Origin of the sequence: Mesorhizobium sp. M1088 (assembly GCF_040318575.1) — a bacterium.
GTDB lineage: Bacteria > Pseudomonadota > Alphaproteobacteria > Rhizobiales > Rhizobiaceae > Mesorhizobium.
In genome coordinates, this window is sequence record NZ_JAMYMO010000001.1 from 190827 (window position 1) to 209847 (window position 19021).

Sequence of the window (19021 nt, forward strand, 5' to 3'; positions counted from 1 at the left end):
TCCGATGGCAAGCCTCGAACTGCGAAACATCGTCAAGCGCTACAAAAGCCAGACCGTTCTCGACAATCTGTCGCTGACCGTCGCCGACGGCGAAACGCTGGTCCTGTTCGGGCCGTCCGGCGCCGGCAAGACGGTGCTATTGCGGCTGGTCGCCGGCGTCATCGACCCCGACGAGGGAAAGATCCTCATCGGCGGCGAGGACATGACCGACGTCGACGCCGAGTTCCGCGGCGTCGGCATGGCATTCCAGAACTTCGCGCTATTCCCGCATATGACGGCGTTCGACAACATCGCCACGCCGCTGCAGGCGAAGCATTCGTCGCAGGGCGCGATCAAGGCCGGCGTCGAGAGCGTCGGCAAGCTGTTGAAGATCGGCCATGTGCTCAGCCACAAGCCGCGGGCTCTGTCCAACGGCCAGAAGCAGCGCACCGCGCTTGCCCGCGCCCTGGTCGGCTCGCCGCCGCTTCTGCTGCTCGACGATCCCTTGCGCAACGTCGATGCCAAATTGCGCTTCGAAATGCGGCTCGAGCTGCCAAGGCTGCTCGCCGATCGTGGCGCAACCGTTGTCTACGTCACCCAGGACTACAAGGAAGCGATGGCGCTTGGCGATCGCATCGCAGTGATGTCGCAGGGCGTCGTGAAACAGCTCGGCACGCCCGAACAGATCTATCGCGAGCCGGCCAACGTCGAGATTGCCCGGCTGTTCGGCGACCCGACCATCAACCTTCTGGACGTCAAGCCGGCGCGGGACGCCAAGGGCATCTATGTCGGCCTGTCCAACGTCCAGGTCCATCTTGCCGGCGCTCATGAGACGGCGGTCGGCCGCGACTGCGTGATCGGTTTGCGGCCGGAGGCGCTGGCGTTTGTCGATGAACGCACGCTCGGCGCCATCCCGGTGACGGTCGAGGCTGAGACGCCGCTCAACGAGAAGATCGTCACGCTGGTGCGCACCGTGCGCGGCCGTGAAATCCTGGTTTCGCGTCCTTCCGGGACACCGGGCCAATCCGAGGGCAAGGTCTACATTGCCGTCGACAGTAAAAGCGCCCTTTTGTTCGATCGCACAAGCGGCGAGCGCATCGGCTCGAAAAACGTCGTCAATTTGCGCAGCGGAGAAGCGGCATGAGCCCGACCGCAATCACCATTTCGGGCGTCGACAAGTTCTACGGTCCGATTGACCGTGGCGTACACGCCGTCAAGAACCTGACGATGGAAATCGTCAAGGGCGAGATCGTGGCGCTGCTCGGCTCCTCCGGCTGCGGCAAGACCTCGACATTGCGCATGATCGCAGGCTTCGAAGAGGTCTCGCGCGGCGCCATCGCGGTTGCCGGCCGCAAAGTGCACACGTTGCCGCCGGTCAGGCGCAACGTCGCAATGGCCTTCGAGGGCTATTCGCTCTACCCGCCGCTGACCGTGCGCGAGAACATGGCCTTCGCCCTCAAGGCCGCCAGGCTGGCGAAGAGTGCAGTCGATGCAAAGGTTGCCAACATCGCCAAGCTGCTCGAGATCGAGGACATTCTCGAGCGCTATCCGAGCTCGATCTCCGGCGGCCAGCAGCAGCGCGCCAGCCTTGGCCGGGCGCTGATCCGCGAGGCCGACCTGCATCTGCTGGACGAGCCGATGGGCCAGCTCGAGCCGCAGCTTCGCGCCGTGCTGCGCGGCCGCATCAAGCATTTCATCAAGGAGCGCGGCCTGACCGCGATCCTGGTCACCCACGACCAGACCGAGGCCAACGCGCTTGCCGACCGCATTGCCGTCATGGAGGGCGGCGTGCTGCAGCAGTTCGATACGCCTGACAGGCTCAAGGAGCGGCCGGCAAACCTGTTCACCGGCACCTTCGTTGGCGAGCCGCCGATGAATGTCTTCGAGGCCTATGTCGGCACGGCCGCCGGCAAGATCAGTCTCAAGCTGCCCGACGGGCTTTCGCTCGACTACGACAAGGATGCGTTCAGCGGCCCGGTTCGCGACGAATTGCTCAACCGGCAGCGCGTCGTCATCGGCGTCAGGCCCTATGCGGTCCGCCGCTCGAAGGATGGTGTGCCGGCGACGGTTTCGGCCAATCAATGGCTCGGCGACCAGACCCATATCGCCGCCGATTTCGCCGGCGGTTCGCTGGTCCTGGTCGAACATGACCGAACCCGCTTGGAGCTTGGCGCGCCGATCAAGATCAGCATCGATCCGAAAAACCTTCACGTCTTCGATCAGGCGAGCGGCAATGCCATTTCGCACGGCACGGAGCTGGCTTGATGCAGGATGTGCTGATCGGCATCGACGCCGGCACGTCTGTCATAAAATCCGTCGCCTTTGACACGGCGGGCAGGCAGATCGCGTCCGCCGCGCTGCCCAATAAATACGAGACACTGCCGGGCGGCGGCGCCGAGCAGGACCTGACACGCACCTGGGCCGATACCGCGACGACCTTGTGCGAGCTTGCCGACAAGGTGCCGGATCTCGCCAGCCGGACCATTGCCATCGCCGTGACTGGGCAGGGCGACGGTACCTGGCTGATCGACAAGGATGGCGAGCCGGTTGCCAAGGGCTGGCTGTGGCTCGACGCGCGCGCTGCCGCGGTCGTCGAGGAGATCCGCGCGCGGCCGGAGGACCGGCTGCGCTTCGAAAAGACCGGCAGCGGGCTCGCTGCCTGCCAGCAGGGATCGCAGTTCGTGTTCATGAAGCGCCACATGCCCGCGATGCTTGCCAATGCAGCGACGGCGTTCCACTGCAAGGACTGGCTCTATTTCAAGCTGACCGGCCACCGCGCCACCGACCCGTCCGAGGGCACCTTCACCTTCGGCGACTTCCGCACGCGCGGCTATTGCGATGATGTGCTCGAGGTACTCGGCGTCACCGATCTCCGGCATCTGTTGCCGCCCATCGTCGATGGCACCAGGCAAAGCACCTCGCTGTCGGCGGCAGCAGCCGATGCGACCGGCCTGCTCGCCGGCACACCGGTCGTTCTGGCCTATGTCGATGTCGCCTGCACGGCGCTCGGCGCCGGCCTGTTCGATCGCGAACGCAAGCCGGGATGCTCGATCATCGGCTCCACCGGAATGCATATGCGGCTTGCCGAAACGCCGGACCAGGTTCTGCTCAACGAGGCTGCAACCGGCTACACGATGACGATGCCGGCACCCGGCGTCTTTGCGCAGATGCAGTCGAACATGGCGGCAACGCTCAATATCGACTGGGTCCTTGGCCTCGCCTCCGGCATTCTCGCCTCGCAAGGTATTACGCGGACCAATGGCGAGATGATCGCGCTGGTCGACCAGTGGATATCGTCGTCCGAGCCAGGCTCGCTGCTCTACCAGCCCTATGTCTCGGAGGCCGGCGAGCGCGGGCCGTTCGTCGATGCCAATGCCAGGGCCGGCTTCATCGGCATTTCGTCCAGGCACGGCTATGCCGACATAGTCCGCGCGGTGTTCGAGGGGCTGGCTTTCGCGGCACGCGATTGCTACGCCGCCATGGGCCCCCTGCCCAAGGAAATCCGCCTGACCGGCGGAGCGGCCAGGAGCCCGGCTCTGCGCAAGATCCTGGGTGCTGCGGTCGGCGCCGACATTCGCACCAGCGAGCGCGAGGAGGCCGGTGCTGCGGGCGCCGCAATGATTGCTGCGGTCTGCGTCGGCCAATACGCATCGATGGATGATTGCGTCAGCGAATGGGTCACGCCTTTGCTCCGTACGGCCGAACCCAGCGACCGGAAACTTGCCGCTGCCTATGAGGCGATGGCTCCGTCCTACACATTGGCGCATGAGGCGTTGCGGCCGGTCTGGCGCTCGATGGCCGCGTCCAGGCAAACCGACGTGAATTGAGAAGAGCATGCCCAAGAAAATTGCGATCATCGGCGACCGCTTCATGCTTCCGGAAGTGTTTCGCGAGAAAATCGAGGCGGCCTGCGGCGACAATCTCGACATCCGCAGCATTGAGACCGCTTGGCCCGACGAGCCGATGCAATTCGGCAATGCCGCACTTGGTCTGGACAAGGTCAAGGAGTATTTCGGCGATCCCGACGAGGTGGTGGATTTCATCGGCGACGCCGAAATCTTCGTCACTCAGCTTGCGCCGCTCTCCGAAAGCATGATGCAGCGCCTGCCCACGCTCAAGCTGGTTGCGGTCTCGCGCGGCGGACCGATCAACATCGACATGGCCGCCGCCAAGGCCCACGGCATCACCGTGGTCAATGTGCCCGGCCGCAACGCCAGCGCCGTGGCCGAGTTCACCATCGGCGCCATTCTCGCTGAAACGCGGCTGATCCGCGTCGGTCACGAAGCCTTGCGCAAGGGCGAATGGCGCGGCGATCTCTACCGCGCCGATCGCACCGGCCGCGAGCTCAACGAAATGACCGTCGGCGTCATCGGCTACGGCAATATCGGCACCAGGCTGGTTCGCCTGCTGCGCGCCTTCGGCTGCCGCATCTTGGTTTGCGATCCCTATGTGCAATTGAGCGCCGAGGACCGCAATGCCGGCGTCGAACTGGTTGCGCTGGACGATCTGCTGTCGCGCTCCGATGTGGTCACGCTGCATTCCCGGGTCACCGAGGAGACGCGCGGCCTGATCGGCAAGAACGCCATCGCCCGGATGAAACCCGGCGTAATCTTCGTCAATACCGCGCGCGGACCGCTGGTCGACTACGATGCGCTCTACGATGCGCTCGTCTCGGGGCAGATCGGCAGCGCTATGCTGGAGACGTTCGCCATCGAGCCGGTGCCTGCCGACTGGCCGCTGTTGCAACTGCCGAACGTGACGCTGACGCCGCATATCGCCGGCGCGTCGGTACGCACCGTGACCTACGCGGCCGAGCAGGCGGCCGAGGAAGTGCGCCGCTACATCGCCGGGCTGCCTCCGGTCAATCCATGCTGACGACAGGGCATAGAGCGAAATGAACGGTGAAACCGAAATCGTTGACCTCTTCGTCATCGGCGGCGGTGTCAATGGCGCCGGAATCGCGCGCGATGCGGCGGGCCGGGGTCTGTCGGTCATTCTTTGCGAAAAGGACGATCTTGCCGAGGGCACCAGTTCGCGATCGGGAAAGCTCGTTCATGGCGGTTTGCGCTATCTCGAATATTACGAGTTCCGCCTGGTGCGGGAGGCGCTGATCGAGCGCGAGGTGCTGCTCGAATCCGCGCCACACATCATCTGGCCGATGCGCTTCGTGCTGCCACACAGCCCCGATGATCGGCCGGCCTGGCTGGTGCGGCTCGGCCTGTTCCTCTACGACCATCTTGGCGGCCGCAAGCGACTGCCGGCCACCCGCACGCTCGACCTGCGCACCGCGCCAGAAGGCGCGCCGATCAAGGACAGCTTCAAGCGCGGCTTCGAATATTCCGACTGCTGGGTCGACGACGCCCGCCTGGTCGTCATCAATGCGCTCGACGCCGCGGAGCGTGGGGCCAGGATATTCACCCGCACTGCCTGCACCGCCGCCCGCCGCGAAAACGGCCTGTGGTCGGTGGAGATGCGCGACGGTCGAACCGGCGTCAGGACCACAGTCCGGGCACGGGCGCTGATCAACGCCGCCGGACCCTGGGTCAACGACGTCATCAACCGCGTCGCCGGCCAGAATTCCAGGCGCAACGTGCGCCTGGTCAAGGGCAGCCACATCGTTGTGCCGAAATTCTGGGAAGGGCGGCAGGCCTATCTCGTTCAGAACAGCGACAAGCGGGTGATCTTCATCAATCCCTATCAGGACGATCTGGCGCTGATCGGCACCACTGACATTCCCTATGACGGGCGGCCGGAGGACGTGACCGCCGATGCCAGCGAGATCGATTACCTGATCAAGGCAGTCAATCGCTACTTCAAGCGCCAGCTTGCGCGCAGCGACGTAGTCTACTCGTTTTCCGGCGTCAGGCCGCTCTATGACGACAATGCCGACAATCCGAGCGCGGTGACCCGCGATTACATATTCGAACTCGACGCACCGGCTGGGCAGGCGCCGCTGCTTTCGGTCTTCGGCGGCAAGATCACCACCTTCCGCAAATTGGCCGAGCACGCGCTCGACCGTATCGCCCCGTTCTGTCCGAAAATGGGCAAGCCGTGGACCTCGAAAGGGCACCTGCCGGGCGGCGATATCGCCAATGCCGATTTCGAGCAGTTTCTGGGCGACCTCGGCCATGAATTTCCCTGGATGCCGGCATCGCTGGTCAAGCATTACGGCAGGCTCTACGGCACAAGGACGCGCGATCTGGTCGGCGCGGCCACCTCGCTCGCCGAACTGGGCCGGCGCTTCGGCAAGGATTTTTTCGAGCGCGAAGCCAATTACCTGTTCGAGCATGAATGGGCCGAGACCGCCGCCGATATTCTCGAAAGGCGCACCAAGCACGGCCTGCATCTGTCCGCCGCGGAAAGAACCGCCTTCGAGGACTGGTGCTCGAGCCGGCTGGCAAAGGCCGGCTGATGGCCTTTACGCTTTCGCTCAACACCAATCCGCTGGTCAACCGCTTTGCGGAGCCGGACGACCTGATCGACGCGATCGCCTATCAGATCGGTATCAGGGACGTCCAACTCACCCATGAATTCGTCAATCCCGGCTGGCCGGCGGCGACGATCGCCAAATTCGTCCGCCTGTTCCGCTCCGCGCTCGACCGCACCGGTGTGCGCGTGACCTCCGCGATGACCGGCCCTTACGGCCGGCTCAATCATTTCGGCCATCCCGATGCCGACGTGCGGCGCTACTACGTCGACTGGTTCAAGACCTTTTCAGAAGTTTCGGCCGAGCTCGGCGCCGCAGGCATGGGCACGCAATTCGCGATCTTCACTCACCGGGATTACGACAATCCTGAACGTCGCGCGCGGCTTTTCGACATCGCGCTGGAATGCTGGCGCGAGGTCGCCGAGCATGCCAAAGCAGCCGGCTTGACCTACCTGTTCTGGGAGCCGATGTCGGTCGGCCGCGAATTCGGCCATACGATCGAAAGCTGCCGGGCACTGCAGCGCGAGATCGAAGCGGCCGGCATGGCCGTCCCGTTCAAGATGATGGTCGACATCGACCATGGCGACGTGACCTCGAGCAATCCGGCGGACACCGACCCTTATGCCTGGGCCGAAGCCTTTCCCAGGCAATCGCCGATCATCCACGTCAAGCAGTCGTCGATGAATAAGGGTGGTCACTGGCCGTTCATTGCCGCTCACAACAAGGACGGCCGCATCACGCCGGAAAAGCTGCTGGAGACGGTTCGCCGTGGCGGCGGCGTCGACAACGAGATCTGCCTCGAATTGTCGTTCCGCGAGCGCGAGCCCGTCGACCACCAGGTCATCGCCATGATCCGCGAGTCGGTCGACTACTGGGCACCCTTTATCGAGACCGGCAGGGCCGATCTCTTGCCGCGAGCATGATCGGATGAGCAGGAGCTGAGGCAGCTCCTGCTCAGAGCCGGAATACGTCAGCCAAATTTCGGATCGAGGCTTCCGGACTTGTAGCGCTTGGCCATTTCCGACAGCGGCAGCGGCTTGATCTTCGGTGCGTTGCCGGCGGTGCCGAATTGCTCGAAGCGCTCCTTGCACAGCTTCCGCATCGCGGCCATTGCCGGCGTCAGATATTTGCGCGGATCGAATTCGCTCGGGTTCTCGGTCAGCACCTTGCGGATTGCGCCGGTCAGCGCCATGCGGTTGTCGGTATCGATATTGATCTTGCGCACCCCGTGCTTGATGCCGCGCTGGATCTCTTCGACCGGCACGCCCCATGTCGGCTTCATCTGGCCGCCATATTTGTTGATGATCTCCTGCAACTCCTCCGGCACCGAGGACGAGCCGTGCATGACGAGATGCATACTCGGCAGACGGCGGTGGATTTCCTCGATGACGTTCATGGCCAGTACAGCGCCGTCCGGCTTGCGGCTGAACTTGTAGGCGCCGTGGCTGGTGCCCATGGCGACTGCCAGCGCATCGACACGGGTGTCGCGCACGAACTGTTCGGCCTGCACGGGATCGGTCAGCAGCTGGTCGTGGCTGATGACGCCCTCGACGCCATGGCCGTCTTCCTGCTCGCCGCCGCCCATCTCAAGCGATCCAAGGACGCCGATCTCGCCTTCCACCGAGACGCCGCCCCAATGCGCCATGTCGACGACGCGGCGGGTGATGCCGGAATTATAGGCGTAGTCGGCCGGCGTCTTGCCGTCTTCCTTCAGCGATCCGTCCATCATCACCGAAGTGAAGCCGTGCTGGATCGCGGTGACGCAGGTGGCTTCGTTGTTGCCATGGTCGAGATGCATGCAGACCGGGATATCGGGATGGATTTCGACCAGCGCGTCGATCAGCTTGGCTAGCACCACGTCGTTGGCGTAGGCTCGGGCGCCGCGGCTCGCCTGCAGGATAACCGGCGATTTGGTCTCCTCGGCTGCCTCCATGATGGCGAGGCCCTGTTCCATATTGTTCATGTTGAAGGCAGGCACGCCATAGCCGAATTCGGCGGCATGATCGAGCAATTGTCTCAGTGTGATGCGAGCCACTCAGTAGTCTCCCGTATCCGGTTTCGAGCCAGTGTTTGCGGGCCGTTCGGTTGTCGTCGAGCCCCTGATGCTTCTGGCCGGATTTCCGCGGCACCGCAACCGCTGGGCGCTCGGCCGGCAGCAATTCTTGTTACAGGACGCGACCAGAAGCGTCATGATATCCCATAGAGATATAACATTATCACAAAAATTTGGTGGCTTGTGCGACGTTTGGTGTTATATCTCGGAACCGGATTGCACGAGGAAGCCGCGGAAATGAAGAGCGACGGCCGTCGGCAAGGCATCATGGATTTTCTGATGGACATCGGCACCGCCAGTGTCGACGATCTTGCCTCACGCTTCGGCGTGTCAAAGATGACTGTCCACCGCGACCTCGACGAGCTCGAGGAAAGCGGCTTCCTGCGCAAGGTGCGCGGCGGCGCCTCGATCCAGCCGAGCAGCCTTTTCGAGAGCGATTTCCGCTACCGCCAGCGGCTGGCCGGCGACGAGAAGAAGCGCATCGCCGCCGCTGCCGTGACGATGATCGAACCGGGTCAGACGGTGATCATCGACGATGGCTCAACCGCGGGCGGCGTTGCTCGGCATCTTGCCGATCTGCGTCCGCTGACGGTGATCTCGAACAATCTGGCCGTCATCCAGGATTTGGCGGGCGTTGCCGGCATCAACCTGATTGCGCTCGGCGGCCAATACAACAAGAAGTTTCACGGCTTCTTCGGCCTGCTCGCCGAGGACACGCTGAAATCATTGCGCGCCGATGTCGCGTTCCTGTCGTCATCGGCCATCCATGGTGCCTCTGCCTTTCACCAGGATCAGGAAGTGGTCCAGACCAAACGGCTGATGATGGCCGCAGCAGCGCGCAAATATCTGCTGGTCGATCATGGGAAATTCGGCCGCACTGCCTTGCACTTCCTGACAGATCTCAAGGCCTTTGACACGGTCTTCACCGGCCGCGAGCCGCAGCCGCAGATGCGCGCCGCGCTGGATGGTGCCGGCGTTTCGCTGACAGTGATCGCAGAATAGGAGGGCACGTATGGTTTATTGGGTCGGCACCAGCTGGAAAATGAACAAGACGCTCGCCGAGGCGATGGCTTTCGCCGAGGCGCTGGCGGAGTTCGTCCCCGGTTTCGACGAGCGCATCCAGCCTTTCGTCATCCCGCCCTTCACGGCGATCCGCGAGGTCAAGAAAGCGCTGTCGCCGACGCGCATCAAGGTCGGCGCGCAGAACATGCATTGGGCCGACGCCGGCGCCTGGACCGGCGAGATCTCGCCGGTCATGCTGAAAGACTGCGGCCTCGACATGGTCGAGCTCGGCCACAGCGAACGGCGCGAGCATTTCGGCGAGACCGACAACGCCGTCGGTCTGAAGACTGCGGCGGCGGTGAAGCATGGTCTCGTGCCACTCATCTGCGTCGGCGAGACCCTGGCTCAACGCGACAGCGGGCAGGCCGCTGCGGTGCTGGCCTTGCAGGTGCACGGCGCGCTGCAGTTTCTCGAAGGCGCGGCGAAGGCGGCGACGATCCTGTTTGCCTATGAGCCCGTCTGGGCGATCGGCGACAAGGGCGTGCCGGCCAGTTCGGACTATGCCGACAGGCAGCAGGCGCTAATCAAGAAAATCGCACGCGACCTGCTGCCGGTGGTGCCGCCGGTGCTTTATGGCGGCAGCGTCAATCCGCAAAATGCCGCCGAACTGGTCGGCCAGCCCAACATCGACGGCTTGTTCATCGGCCGCTCGGCCTGGCAGGCGGACGGCTATATCGACATCCTCAAGCGCGCCTCGGCGGCGATCTGAATCACCAAACAGGAAGGAAACGGAACATGAAAATTGCCATTGGAGCTGATAGCGCCGGTAAGCCGCTGCTCGACGTCATTGCCGCTCACCTCGCTACCAAGCCCGGCCTCACGGTTAGCGACCTCAGCCAGTCGGGCTACTATGCCGACCTGTCACAGAAGCTCGCCCAGACCATCCTGGACGGCGAAAACGATCGCGGCATCCTGTTTTGCGGCACCGGCATCGGCGTATCCATATCCGCCAACAAGGTGCCCGGCATTCGCGCCGCACTCACCCACGACACCTATTCGGCCGAGCGCGCGGCAAAATCCAACAACGCCCAGATCATCACCATGGGCGCCCGCGTCATCGGCCCGGAACTGGCCAAGTCGATCGTCGATGCATGGCTTGCATCGGAATTCGATGAGAAGGGACCGTCGGCCGGCAATGTCCAGGCGATCGACAGGCTCGACGCGGCGAAGCGGGGTTAAGCCAGACTGTTCCACATCGCTCTGATAATCGTCACGGCCGATGCGGCGCCGGGGTCCATATGCCCGAGCGAGCGCTCGCCGAGCCGCGATGAGCGGCCCTTGGCGGCGATCATGTCCTTGGTCGCCTCGGCACCTCGTTCGGCCGCTGCAAGTGCAGCCTCCAGGCTCTCGGACAGGCTCTTGCCGGCTTCCTGCGCGGCACCCGCTGCTTGCGCAGCCGGCAGCCAGGCGTCGACCATGGTCTTTTCGCCGAGCTCGGCCTTGCCGCGATCCTGGATGCCTTGCGCCATCGCCCGGAGCATGGCGATGGTGTCAGCGTCCTCCAGAATTGCCTTGCCTTTGACGGCGGCGGCACCGCGCATGAAGGCGGTCGCATAGAGCGGGCCTGACGAGGCGCCGACCGCGTTGAGGAAGGATTTCGCCGCAGTGTTGAGCAGCGCCGTCGGCTCGGTCGCCGCGAGGTCGAGTTGCGCTAGTGCATCGCGCGCAGCTGTGAAGCCTAGTGCCATGGCGATGCCATGGTCGGCGTCGCCGATGACGCCGTCGAGTTGGCAGAGCCTGTCCTTGTCGGCGTCGATCGCCGCCGCGATCTCATCGAACATTCTTTTCAAGCCGACTGAATCGATCGAGGTCATGATGCTTTCTCAGCCGGCGCGGAACATGGCGCCGTCGCAAGGATGGTCGAGCATCGCCTGCAACTCGCCGTCGAGATGCATCAGCGTCACCGAGGCACCGGCCATTTCGAGCGAGGTGCAGTAATTGCCGACCCAGGTCGCATGGACGGAAATACCGACGTCATCCAGCCTCTGCTTGACGCGTCGGTTCATGATGTAGAGCTCCATCAACGGCGTTGAGCCGAGCGAATTGACCAGAACGGCGACCTTATCGCCGCGCGCCGGCGCCATCTCGTCGAGGACCTTGTCCAGCATTTCGTCGGTGATCTCGTCGGCCGTTTTCAACTTTCCACGCGCGGTGCCTGGCTCGCCGTGGATGCCCATGCCGATCTCCATTTCGTCCGGGCCGATCTCGAAATTGGGCCGGCGGGTCTGCGGCAGCGAGCAGGGCGACAGCGCCACGCCCATGGTGAAGGTGTGATCGTTGGCCTTCCTGGCGATACGCTCGCATTCATCGAATGACAGCATCTGGTCGCATGCGGCACCGGCGGCCTTGAAGATGAAGAAATTGCCGGCGACGCCGCGCCGCTTCTGCCTCTGGTCGCGCGGCGCCGAGGCGACATCGTCGGTGGTCAGCACGGTGCGCACCTCGATGTCGTCCATTGCCGCCATTTCGGCGGCCATGTCGAAGTTCATCACGTCGCCGGCATAGTTGCCGTACATGAACAGCACGCCGGCGCCACCGCTGGCCGCCTTGGCGCATTCGAGGATCGGGTCCGGCGGCGGCGAGGCGAAGACATTGCCGATCGCGGCGGCGTCGGCCAGCCCCTTGCCGACGAAGCCGAGGAAGGTCGGCTCGTGGCCCGAGCCGCCACCGATGACGAGACCGACCTTGCCTGGGCGTGGGCCGTCGCGGGCGATGATGGAGCGCCGGCTGCCGTCCGCACTTCTGAGATGGCGCGGATGCGCGGCCAGGATGCCCTCCAGCATCTCATCGACGGAGCGGTTACCGTCATTGATGATCTTCTTGGTCTGCACCGGCATCCTCCCTGGTTTTCGTGAGATACTACAGCGCCTTACCGGGATTTCCACCCGCGACGGAGATTTCACGCCGCGATGCGTTCGCGTGCTGCCAGCAGTTGCACGCAGGCACTGGCCGCCTCTTTGCCTTTGACCCTGAAATGCTCGAAGAAGAAGCGGTGATGGTCCGCGCTGTCATGATAGTTGTGCGGCGTCAGCACCGCCGAAAGCACCGGCACGCCAGTCGACAATTGCACATTCATCATGCCGTCGATGACCGCGCTTGCAACAAACTCGTGCCGGTAGATGCCGCCATTGACGACGAACGCGGCGCCGAGGATAGCGGCATAGCGGCCGGTCACGGCAAGCGTCTTTGCATGCAGGGGAATCTCATAAGCGCCAGGCACATCGAAGACATCGACGGCAAAGCGTTTCTCTCCGAGAACCGCCAGTTCCGCCTCGAATGCTTCAACGCATTGGTCGACGATATCGGCATGCCAACGCGCGCGAATGACGGCAACGCGGATCGCTTCATAGTCGTTGTGGGAATGCTGATTCATGGGTCCATCCTTCCGTTTCGAACCAGAATCAGGACGCACGATACGGAGTCCGAACCGCGAAAGCGGACCGTCTTCCATTTCGTTCTCTTCCATCCGGACTGTGACCGTCGGCTCCGGAATCACACCGGATCTGCTGACCTCTCCGGCTAACCGGAAAGCGCTCGCGGGCTTGGGCCGAGACCCTTACCGCCGGTGGGGACTTTCACCCCGCCCTGAGAACATTGACGGCGTTTGTATGGAAGGGTCGGAAAGCGCTGTCAACCACCGTCGTCGTCGTCGATGGCGCAGAAATAGCGATCCGTTTCGACCTGGTCACCGTTGAGGGCGAGGGAGGAGAGCGTCAAATAGCGATCACAGGTAAGGCAGGCAGCACCTTGTCCAAGGTGATGGGAAATTCACGCACTCGCACGCCGGCCGCGTTGTAAACGGCGTTGGCGACAGCAGCCCCCGCACCGCACACGCCGAGCTCGCCGAGACCCTTTGCGCCAAGCGGGTTGGCCTTGTCGTCGTCTTCCTCGAGGAAGGCGACCTCCATATCGGGGACATCGCCATTGACCGGCACATGATACTCGGCAAGATCGTGATTGACGAAGTGGCCGTAGCGCGGGTCGAGCACCGTCTGCTCCATCAGCGCTGCACCGATCCCCCAGGTCATGCCGCCGATGATTTGCGAGCGCGCGGTCTTGGCGTTGAGGATACGGCCCGCGCCGATCACAGCCAGCATCCGGCGCATGCGGATTTCACCGGTATCGCAATCGACAGCGACCTCTGCGAAATGCGCGCCATAGGAATGCTGCGAATAGGTCTTGTATGACTGGGTGGTGGCGCCCGCGGCTACGGAGCCTTCGGCTTCGAGTCCATCGGGAGAGATCCCTCGGATAAGATCGGTCAGGCTCGCCGATCGCTGGCCGACCCTGACCTCGCCGTCGGCAAAGCTTGCCTCGGTGGCGTTCGCGCCGCGCAACGGCGAGGCTTCGTTCGACTGCGCCGCCTCCAGGATCCGTTCCTTGAGGACGTTGCACGCATTATACAAGGCCGAACCCGCGCTTGCTGCGCCCCAGGACCCGCCGGAGCCGGCGGTACGCGGGAAGCGGCTGTCACCGAGCTCCACCTTGACGGACGAGATCGGCAGGCCGAGGCTCTCGGCGGCAATCTGGGTCAGGATCGTATAGGTGCCGGTCCCAATATCGGTCATGTCGAGCCGCGCCGTCACCCGACCGTCCCGGTCGATCGCAACCCGCGCCGTCGCCGCGCCGATATAGTTCGGACGGATCGCCGCCGCCATGCCGTGGCCGATAAGCTTGCGGCCCTCCCGAGTTCGGCCCGGTGTCGGGTTTCTCCGCTCCCAGCCGAAACGGCGGGCGCCTTCCTCCATGCAGGCGACGAGATTGCGGGTGGAGAACGGCACGCCGCGCTCGGGATCCTGTGCCGGTTCGTTGCGGATCCTGAGTTCGATCGGGTCCAGACCGGCGCGCTCGGCGAGCTCATCCATGGCGCATTCGAAAGCCAGCATGCCGGGCGCTTCGCCGGGCGAGCGCATCCATTCGCCGCGGTTGATGTCCAGCGGAACCAGGCGATGGCGGGTGAGACGGTTCGGCGCCGCGTAGAGCGAGCGCGCAAAAACTGCCGTTTGTTCGCAGTACTCCTCGAAGCTGGACGTTGCCGACCAGACATCGTGTGCGATCCCGGTGAGCCGCCCGTCAGTGTCCGCGCCGAGACGTACCTGTTGGACCATCTCCGCGCGATGACCGGCATTGGCGAACATCTGTTGTCGCGTCAGCGCGATCTTCACGGGGCGCTGCAGCACCTGCGCTGCAAGTGCGGCCAGGATCGTGTCGGCATGGGCAATCAGCTTGGAGCCGAAGCCTCCGCCGATGAAGGGACTGACGATGCGCACTCGCTCGAGCGGGATGCGAAGCGTGCTGGCGACCCCGGCCCGGAAGTTCGCGAGGGTCTGCGCCGATGTACGGATCGTCAGCTCGTTGCCTGACCAGGCAGCAAGCGTCGCATGCGGCTCCATCGGATTGTGATGTTCGAAGGGGGTCCCGTAAGTGGAATCGATCTTGATCGGCGCCGTCGCAAAGGCGCGCTCGAAGTCGCCGACCACGCTGTCGGTCTCGAAGCCGGCATTGGTCCGCTTTGGCGCGTAGGCGTCGGCGATATGTCCCGGTAGATCGTAGAGGCCCGGCTCCTCGTCGTAACGTACTCTGATGAGGCCCGCAGCAGCGCGCGCCGCCTCGAACGTCTCCGCAACGACCAGCGCGACCGGCTCGTCGTAATACCGTACCCGATCGCTGTTGAGCGCGGGCCGGGGGCGCGTGAAGACCTCCGGCACCGTTGGCGTGACCGTTGGGCCGAAATCCGGCTGGGCCGGCGCATTGCGGTGCGTCATGACGAGCAGCACTGCCGGCGCCCGTTCGGCTTCGGTCGTGTCGATCTCGGCGATGCGGCCCTTGGCGACGGAGGCGCCGAGAATGTAGCCATAGGCTGTACCATCCAGCTCATTCTCGTAAGCGTATGTGGCGCCGCCCGTCACTTTGAGCGGACCGTCGATGCGGTCGATCGGCCTCCCGATGATGCCAGCATCGGCACGAGGTTTCACCCTTGAATGGGTGGCGGAGCCGGGCAGTCCGGGTATGGTCTCGTTCATAAGTCACCTAAAGATTTTTCATCTGGAGTTCGGAAACATCGAGGCCGCGACGACGCCGCTTCCTCGCACCTTTATGTTCGTCGCGCGGCGGCCGGAGCTCACGCGGCGATCTCGCCGAAATACTCGCGAAACTCGACCAGCCTCCCTGTTGGGCCGGCTCGCATGAAGATCGCATGCAGGCCAGTGTAGGGCGCGCCACCGATTGTCCCGCTCCCGCGATCGCAGACGATGACCCAGTCGGCGGCGAAGAGCTTGAGATCGACGGTCGATTTCGTGATCCTGTTCCCCTGCGCTTGATGCGCGGCGGTCCAGGCTGCGAGTGCCCGTTTGCCCTCTGGCGGTCCGTGTCGGCCTCGTTGCTCGCCGACAGGGAATTGGAAGGTCATCGTCTCATCGCAACAGTCAAGGAATGCCGTCCAGTCGCCAGAGGCCCAGCCGGCAAAGAAGGCGTCTACGGCGGCCTCGAGCCCGTGACGAGCTCCCGGGTCGGATGTGGCGCCCCAGGCTGTGGCGGCAGAGACGAGAAGGCCGCCACCCGCGGCGGCAACGGCGCGTCGCGTGAGTTTCATATCGATCTCCTGCTCGGCGCCGGCATCTGGGAACAGCGGTTCGGGGTCGTCGTCTCTGTCATCGCATCGCCTCATGCACTCTCGGCGGCAGCAGCCAGCGTGTGCCGTATCGTCCGTTTCGCCAGCGGGATCTTGAAACCATTGGCGCCATGACCGACGGCTCCGGCGAGCGCGGCTTCGGCCGCGTCGCTAAAGGCACCGTCGGATGCCGCCGCGCCTGCCAGCGCGCGCTCCGCCTCCGTCGCGCGCCAGGGTTTCGCTGCCACGCCGCCCATGGCGATCCGAGTGCTTCGGATACGGTCGCCGCTTTTCTCGACGATTGCTGCCACCGACACCAGCGCGAAGGCGTAGGAAGCACGGTCGCGCACCTTGCGGTAAACCTGTCGGCCGGGTGGCGGCGGCGGCAGGGCAACCGAGACGACTATTTCGCCGTGGCCGAGCACGGTCTCCACCTGGGGCGTCGCCTCGGGCAACCGATGGAAATCGCCGATCGGGATCGTGCGGGTCTCGCCGCCGGGCGAGACGGTCTCAATCCTGGCGTCGAGCCCGGACATGGCGACCGCCATGTCGGAGGGATGGACCGCAATGCAGGCTTCGCTCGCGCCGAGTACGGCGTGCATGCGATTGAAGCCCTGAAGTGCCGCGCAGCCCGAACCCGGCTGGCGCTTGTTGCAGGGCATGTTGCGGTCGTAGAAATAGGGACAGCGCGTGCGCTGCAGGAGATTGCCGCTGGTCGAGGCCTTGTTGCGTATCTGTCCGGACGCTCCCGCCAGCAGCGCTTGCGTGAGCATCGGATAACGCGACCTTACCCGCGGGTCGGCGGCAAGATCGCTATTGCGGACCTGGGCACCGATCCGAAGCCCGCCTTCCGCCGTCTGCTCGATCCGATCAAGCGGCAGCCGGCTGATGTCGACGAGATGCGCTGGGCGCTCGATCTCGAGCTTCATCAGGTCGAGCAGGTTGGTGCCGCCGCTGATGAACTTGGCGTCCGGCCGGGCCGCAACCGCGGCCGCCGCCTGCTCAGCACTCGCCGCACGTTCATAAGTGAAGGACTGCATTGCTCATGCCTCCTCTGCCGCGTCGCGGATTGCAGCGACAATGTTCGGATAGGCGGCGCAACGGCAGATGTTGCCGCTCATCCGCTCGCGGATCTCGGCATCGGTGGGAGCGACGGAAGCCGCTGCCACGTCGGCGCTCGCATGGCTTGGCCAGCCGGCCCGCGCCTCGCCCAGCATGCCAACCGCCGAGCAGATCTGGCCTGGCGTACAGTAGCCGCACTGGAAACCGTCGCGGGCGACGAAGGCGGCCTGGACCGGATGCAGCCGGTCACCCTCGGCAAGGCCCTCGACCGTGGTGATCTCGTCGCCTTCATGCATTGCGGCAAGCGTCAGGCAGGAATTGATCCGGCGCCCATCGACGAGCACCGTGCATGCGCCGCACTGGCCGTGGTCGCAGCCCTTCTTCGAGCCGGTGAGGCCGAGATGGTTGCGCAGGGCGTCGAGCAGCGTCGTCCGCGGGTCGAGCTCGATGGCAAGATCCTTCGCGTTGATCCGTAACGACATCGTCATCGTCGGTAGCGGTGAGGACGAGGACGACGCAGCCGTGACGGTCTCGGCCGGCTCGGCGTCAACCGGTAGTCCGGTAGCCAGGAGCACCCCGGTCGCAACACCGCCTTCCAATACCATCCGACGCGTCGGCCCGCTCCTGTTGTCCGTTTTGGCCATGCATGATCTCCCAGTCGCAATGAAGCCCAGACGGCAACTTGACCCGAGCGAACCCTCGAGTTCTGTCACCCAACGACACTGGAGGTGGGAGTGCGGGCGGCGGCTTTCTTTCAAGAAACCGGCGGCACTATCAGGATTCTGGAGAAGAATTCACCCGATAGGCACGAGGCGTCATGCCCCTCAGACGTCGGAAGGTCGTGGTGAAGTGGCTCTGGCTTGAGAAGCCGAGCCGAAAGGCAATGACACCGATCGACAAACCCGTTTCGCGCAGCAGCGCCTCCGCTCGCCGCACCCGTTCCTCGATCACATAGGCGTAGGGTGCAAGGCCGGTCGTCGCCTTGAAGCGACGCGCAAAACTGTCGACGGCCATGCCCGCGGCGGCTGCCAGCTCGCTTAGCGAAATGTCGGAATTCATATGCGCATCGATGTAATCCCGAACGCGACCAAGCGCCCGGCGGCTGAGACAGCCGTGACGTACAAACCGCGGTTGCTCCCCGCTCAGGTTGGCCACGCGGAGACTGACGAGGGCGACCAGATGCTCGACATAGGCAGTGTCTGGCTTGTGGCCGAGTGCCATCTCGTCACGAAGCGAACTCAAGAGCGTGGCGACGACCGCGTCTTTCTTGTTTACCAATATAGGCAGGTTCCTCAGGCGTTCGCATCCGGGAAGCCCGATATCGGGATCGATCCACAGGGCTGAATAGGAGAGGTTTACATCGCGATAGAAGCCCTGTCGTTCCGCGCCTGCCGGGACGAAGGTGAGGGCTCCGGGACGGTCCATTCCGTCGTAAAGGGATCGTGCCTCGTGCCGGATGGATGTATGGGACGTGCCGCCTTCTTCGGTCAGCACGATCAGATGATGAGGGGCTGTCCAGCGGAGCTCCGCCTCCCGGCACGCCCACCGCCGGTTGTCGAAGATGATCGAGGAGCTGACCCATGACGCGGTTTGCAGGGGCTCCGACTTCTCGTCCTGGCTCCGAACCCGTCCGTCACCAAGCAACGGTCTGAATGACATCGCGGTATCCCGCTGGTTCACTCGCCGAGCCGTGGGCAGCCCCGGCTTCGAGCGTTGGGCGCCGCCCCGCCGCTACGCATACGGCCGTCCATGTGGGACAGGCAACGGGCGTTTTTAACCGTGCCGTGTTCAAGAAATCGTGAGATTAGGCAAATCCGGAGCGCCCTCC

General features: G+C 64.0%; 18 protein-coding genes and 1 riboswitch. Of the genes, 9 read left to right on the forward strand and 9 right to left on the reverse strand.

Going from position 1 to position 19021, the window contains the following annotated elements:
- Positions 1-4 precede the first annotated feature (4 nt).
- Genes NKH49_RS01060 through NKH49_RS01085 form a run of 6 tightly spaced genes read left to right on the forward strand, consistent with a single transcriptional unit; the run spans position 5 to position 7329 of the window.
- On the forward strand, positions 5-1123 hold the full coding sequence (locus NKH49_RS01060) for an ABC transporter ATP-binding protein (RefSeq protein ID WP_352612240.1): 1119 nt from the start codon (positions 5-7) through the stop codon (positions 1121-1123).
- A complete protein-coding gene (locus NKH49_RS01065; RefSeq protein WP_352612242.1) occupies positions 1120-2244 on the forward strand; it encodes an ABC transporter ATP-binding protein in 1125 nt (374 codons plus the stop codon). Before NKH49_RS01060 ends, NKH49_RS01065 begins: the two co-directional genes overlap by 4 nt.
- Positions 2244-3806: an FGGY-family carbohydrate kinase gene (locus NKH49_RS01070; RefSeq protein WP_352612244.1), complete on the forward strand. Its 1563-nt coding sequence runs from the start codon at positions 2244-2246 to the stop codon at positions 3804-3806. The genes NKH49_RS01065 and NKH49_RS01070 overlap by 1 nt, the downstream gene beginning before the upstream one ends.
- A gap of 7 nt (positions 3807-3813) precedes the next feature.
- A complete protein-coding gene (locus NKH49_RS01075) occupies positions 3814-4854 on the forward strand; it encodes a 2-hydroxyacid dehydrogenase (protein ID WP_352612246.1) in 1041 nt (346 codons plus the stop codon).
- Positions 4855-4873: 19 nt separating this feature from the next.
- Positions 4874-6391, forward strand: a complete 1518-nt coding sequence (locus NKH49_RS01080) for a glycerol-3-phosphate dehydrogenase (protein WP_352872105.1) — start codon at positions 4874-4876, stop codon at positions 6389-6391.
- Positions 6391-7329, forward strand: coding sequence for a sugar phosphate isomerase/epimerase family protein (locus NKH49_RS01085; protein WP_352472317.1), 939 nt, complete (start codon positions 6391-6393; stop codon positions 7327-7329). Before NKH49_RS01080 ends, NKH49_RS01085 begins: the two co-directional genes overlap by 1 nt.
- A gap of 47 nt (positions 7330-7376) precedes the next feature.
- Here NKH49_RS01085 and fba read toward each other — a convergent pair whose 3' ends face one another.
- A complete protein-coding gene (gene fba / locus NKH49_RS01090; protein ID WP_352612250.1) occupies positions 7377-8441 on the reverse strand; it encodes a class II fructose-bisphosphate aldolase in 1065 nt (354 codons plus the stop codon).
- Between the two features lie 255 nt (positions 8442-8696).
- Between fba and NKH49_RS01095 the strand changes: the two genes are divergently transcribed.
- Genes NKH49_RS01095 through derI form a run of 3 tightly spaced genes read left to right on the forward strand, consistent with a single transcriptional unit; the run spans position 8697 to position 10700 of the window.
- A complete protein-coding gene (locus tag NKH49_RS01095; protein ID WP_023676017.1) occupies positions 8697-9461 on the forward strand; it encodes a DeoR/GlpR family DNA-binding transcription regulator in 765 nt (254 codons plus the stop codon).
- Positions 9462-9471: 10 nt separating this feature from the next.
- Positions 9472-10230: a triose-phosphate isomerase gene (locus NKH49_RS01100; protein ID WP_352472271.1), complete on the forward strand. Its 759-nt coding sequence runs from the start codon at positions 9472-9474 to the stop codon at positions 10228-10230.
- 26 nt (positions 10231-10256) lie between these two features.
- Positions 10257-10700: a D-erythrulose-4-phosphate isomerase gene (gene derI, locus NKH49_RS01105; protein ID WP_023676015.1), complete on the forward strand. Its 444-nt coding sequence runs from the start codon at positions 10257-10259 to the stop codon at positions 10698-10700.
- On the opposite strand, the gene dhaL is transcribed toward derI, so the two are convergent.
- The 8 genes from dhaL to NKH49_RS01145 form a co-directional block, all read right to left on the reverse strand.
- A complete protein-coding gene (gene dhaL, locus NKH49_RS01110) occupies positions 10697-11335 on the reverse strand; it encodes a dihydroxyacetone kinase subunit DhaL (RefSeq protein ID WP_352472272.1) in 639 nt (212 codons plus the stop codon). The genes derI and dhaL overlap by 4 nt on opposite strands.
- 9 nt (positions 11336-11344) lie before the next feature.
- On the reverse strand, positions 11345-12352 hold the full coding sequence (locus NKH49_RS01115; protein ID WP_352612252.1) for a dihydroxyacetone kinase subunit DhaK: 1008 nt from the start codon (positions 12350-12352) through the stop codon (positions 11345-11347).
- Positions 12353-12420: 68 nt separating this feature from the next.
- Entirely contained in the window at positions 12421-12894 is a 474-nt protein-coding gene (locus tag NKH49_RS01120) for a 6,7-dimethyl-8-ribityllumazine synthase (RefSeq protein ID WP_352612254.1), read from the reverse strand.
- A gap of 77 nt (positions 12895-12971) precedes the next feature.
- Positions 12972-13118, reverse strand: a riboswitch (FMN riboswitch).
- Between the two features lie 116 nt (positions 13119-13234).
- Complete coding sequence (locus tag NKH49_RS01125) at positions 13235-15544, reverse strand: xanthine dehydrogenase family protein molybdopterin-binding subunit (protein WP_352612256.1); 2310 nt, start codon at positions 15542-15544, stop codon at positions 13235-13237.
- Between the two features lie 98 nt (positions 15545-15642).
- A complete protein-coding gene (locus tag NKH49_RS01130) occupies positions 15643-16113 on the reverse strand; it encodes a nuclear transport factor 2 family protein (RefSeq protein WP_352503006.1) in 471 nt (156 codons plus the stop codon).
- A gap of 71 nt (positions 16114-16184) precedes the next feature.
- On the reverse strand, positions 16185-17171 hold the full coding sequence (locus NKH49_RS01135; protein ID WP_352612260.1) for an FAD binding domain-containing protein: 987 nt from the start codon (positions 17169-17171) through the stop codon (positions 16185-16187).
- Between the two features lie 3 nt (positions 17172-17174).
- On the reverse strand, positions 17175-17837 hold the full coding sequence (locus tag NKH49_RS01140) for a 2Fe-2S iron-sulfur cluster-binding protein (RefSeq protein WP_352612262.1): 663 nt from the start codon (positions 17835-17837) through the stop codon (positions 17175-17177).
- A gap of 130 nt (positions 17838-17967) precedes the next feature.
- On the reverse strand, positions 17968-18852 hold the full coding sequence (locus tag NKH49_RS01145) for a helix-turn-helix domain-containing protein (protein ID WP_352612264.1): 885 nt from the start codon (positions 18850-18852) through the stop codon (positions 17968-17970).
- Positions 18853-19021: the final 169 nt, after the last annotated feature.

What these genes read in the sequence shown, in the direction of transcription:
- NKH49_RS01145 (WP_352612264.1), bottom strand. Translation starts at nt 18,852, where the DNA reads ATGTCATTCAGACCGTTGCTTGGTGACGGACGGGTTCGGAGCCAGGAC.
- NKH49_RS01075 (WP_352612246.1), top strand. Translation starts at nt 3,814, where the DNA reads ATGCCCAAGAAAATTGCGATCATCGGCGACCGCTTCATGCTTCCGGAA.
- NKH49_RS01085 (WP_352472317.1), top strand. Translation starts at nt 6,391, where the DNA reads ATGGCCTTTACGCTTTCGCTCAACACCAATCCGCTGGTCAACCGCTTT.
- derI (WP_023676015.1), top strand. Translation starts at nt 10,257, where the DNA reads ATGAAAATTGCCATTGGAGCTGATAGCGCCGGTAAGCCGCTGCTCGAC.
- dhaL (WP_352472272.1), bottom strand. Translation starts at nt 11,335, where the DNA reads ATGACCTCGATCGATTCAGTCGGCTTGAAAAGAATGTTCGATGAGATC.
- NKH49_RS01070 (WP_352612244.1), top strand. Translation starts at nt 2,244, where the DNA reads ATGCAGGATGTGCTGATCGGCATCGACGCCGGCACGTCTGTCATAAAA.
- NKH49_RS01120 (WP_352612254.1), bottom strand. Translation starts at nt 12,894, where the DNA reads ATGAATCAGCATTCCCACAACGACTATGAAGCGATCCGCGTTGCCGTC.
- NKH49_RS01135 (WP_352612260.1), bottom strand. Translation starts at nt 17,171, where the DNA reads ATGCAGTCCTTCACTTATGAACGTGCGGCGAGTGCTGAGCAGGCGGCG.
- NKH49_RS01095 (WP_023676017.1), top strand. Translation starts at nt 8,697, where the DNA reads ATGAAGAGCGACGGCCGTCGGCAAGGCATCATGGATTTTCTGATGGAC.
- NKH49_RS01140 (WP_352612262.1), bottom strand. Translation starts at nt 17,837, where the DNA reads ATGGCCAAAACGGACAACAGGAGCGGGCCGACGCGTCGGATGGTATTG.
- NKH49_RS01060 (WP_352612240.1), top strand. Translation starts at nt 5, where the DNA reads ATGGCAAGCCTCGAACTGCGAAACATCGTCAAGCGCTACAAAAGCCAG.
- NKH49_RS01125 (WP_352612256.1), bottom strand. Translation starts at nt 15,544, where the DNA reads ATGAACGAGACCATACCCGGACTGCCCGGCTCCGCCACCCATTCAAGG.
- NKH49_RS01080 (WP_352872105.1), top strand. Translation starts at nt 4,874, where the DNA reads ATGAACGGTGAAACCGAAATCGTTGACCTCTTCGTCATCGGCGGCGGT.
- NKH49_RS01130 (WP_352503006.1), bottom strand. Translation starts at nt 16,113, where the DNA reads ATGAAACTCACGCGACGCGCCGTTGCCGCCGCGGGTGGCGGCCTTCTC.
- NKH49_RS01100 (WP_352472271.1), top strand. Translation starts at nt 9,472, where the DNA reads ATGGTTTATTGGGTCGGCACCAGCTGGAAAATGAACAAGACGCTCGCC.
- NKH49_RS01065 (WP_352612242.1), top strand. Translation starts at nt 1,120, where the DNA reads ATGAGCCCGACCGCAATCACCATTTCGGGCGTCGACAAGTTCTACGGT.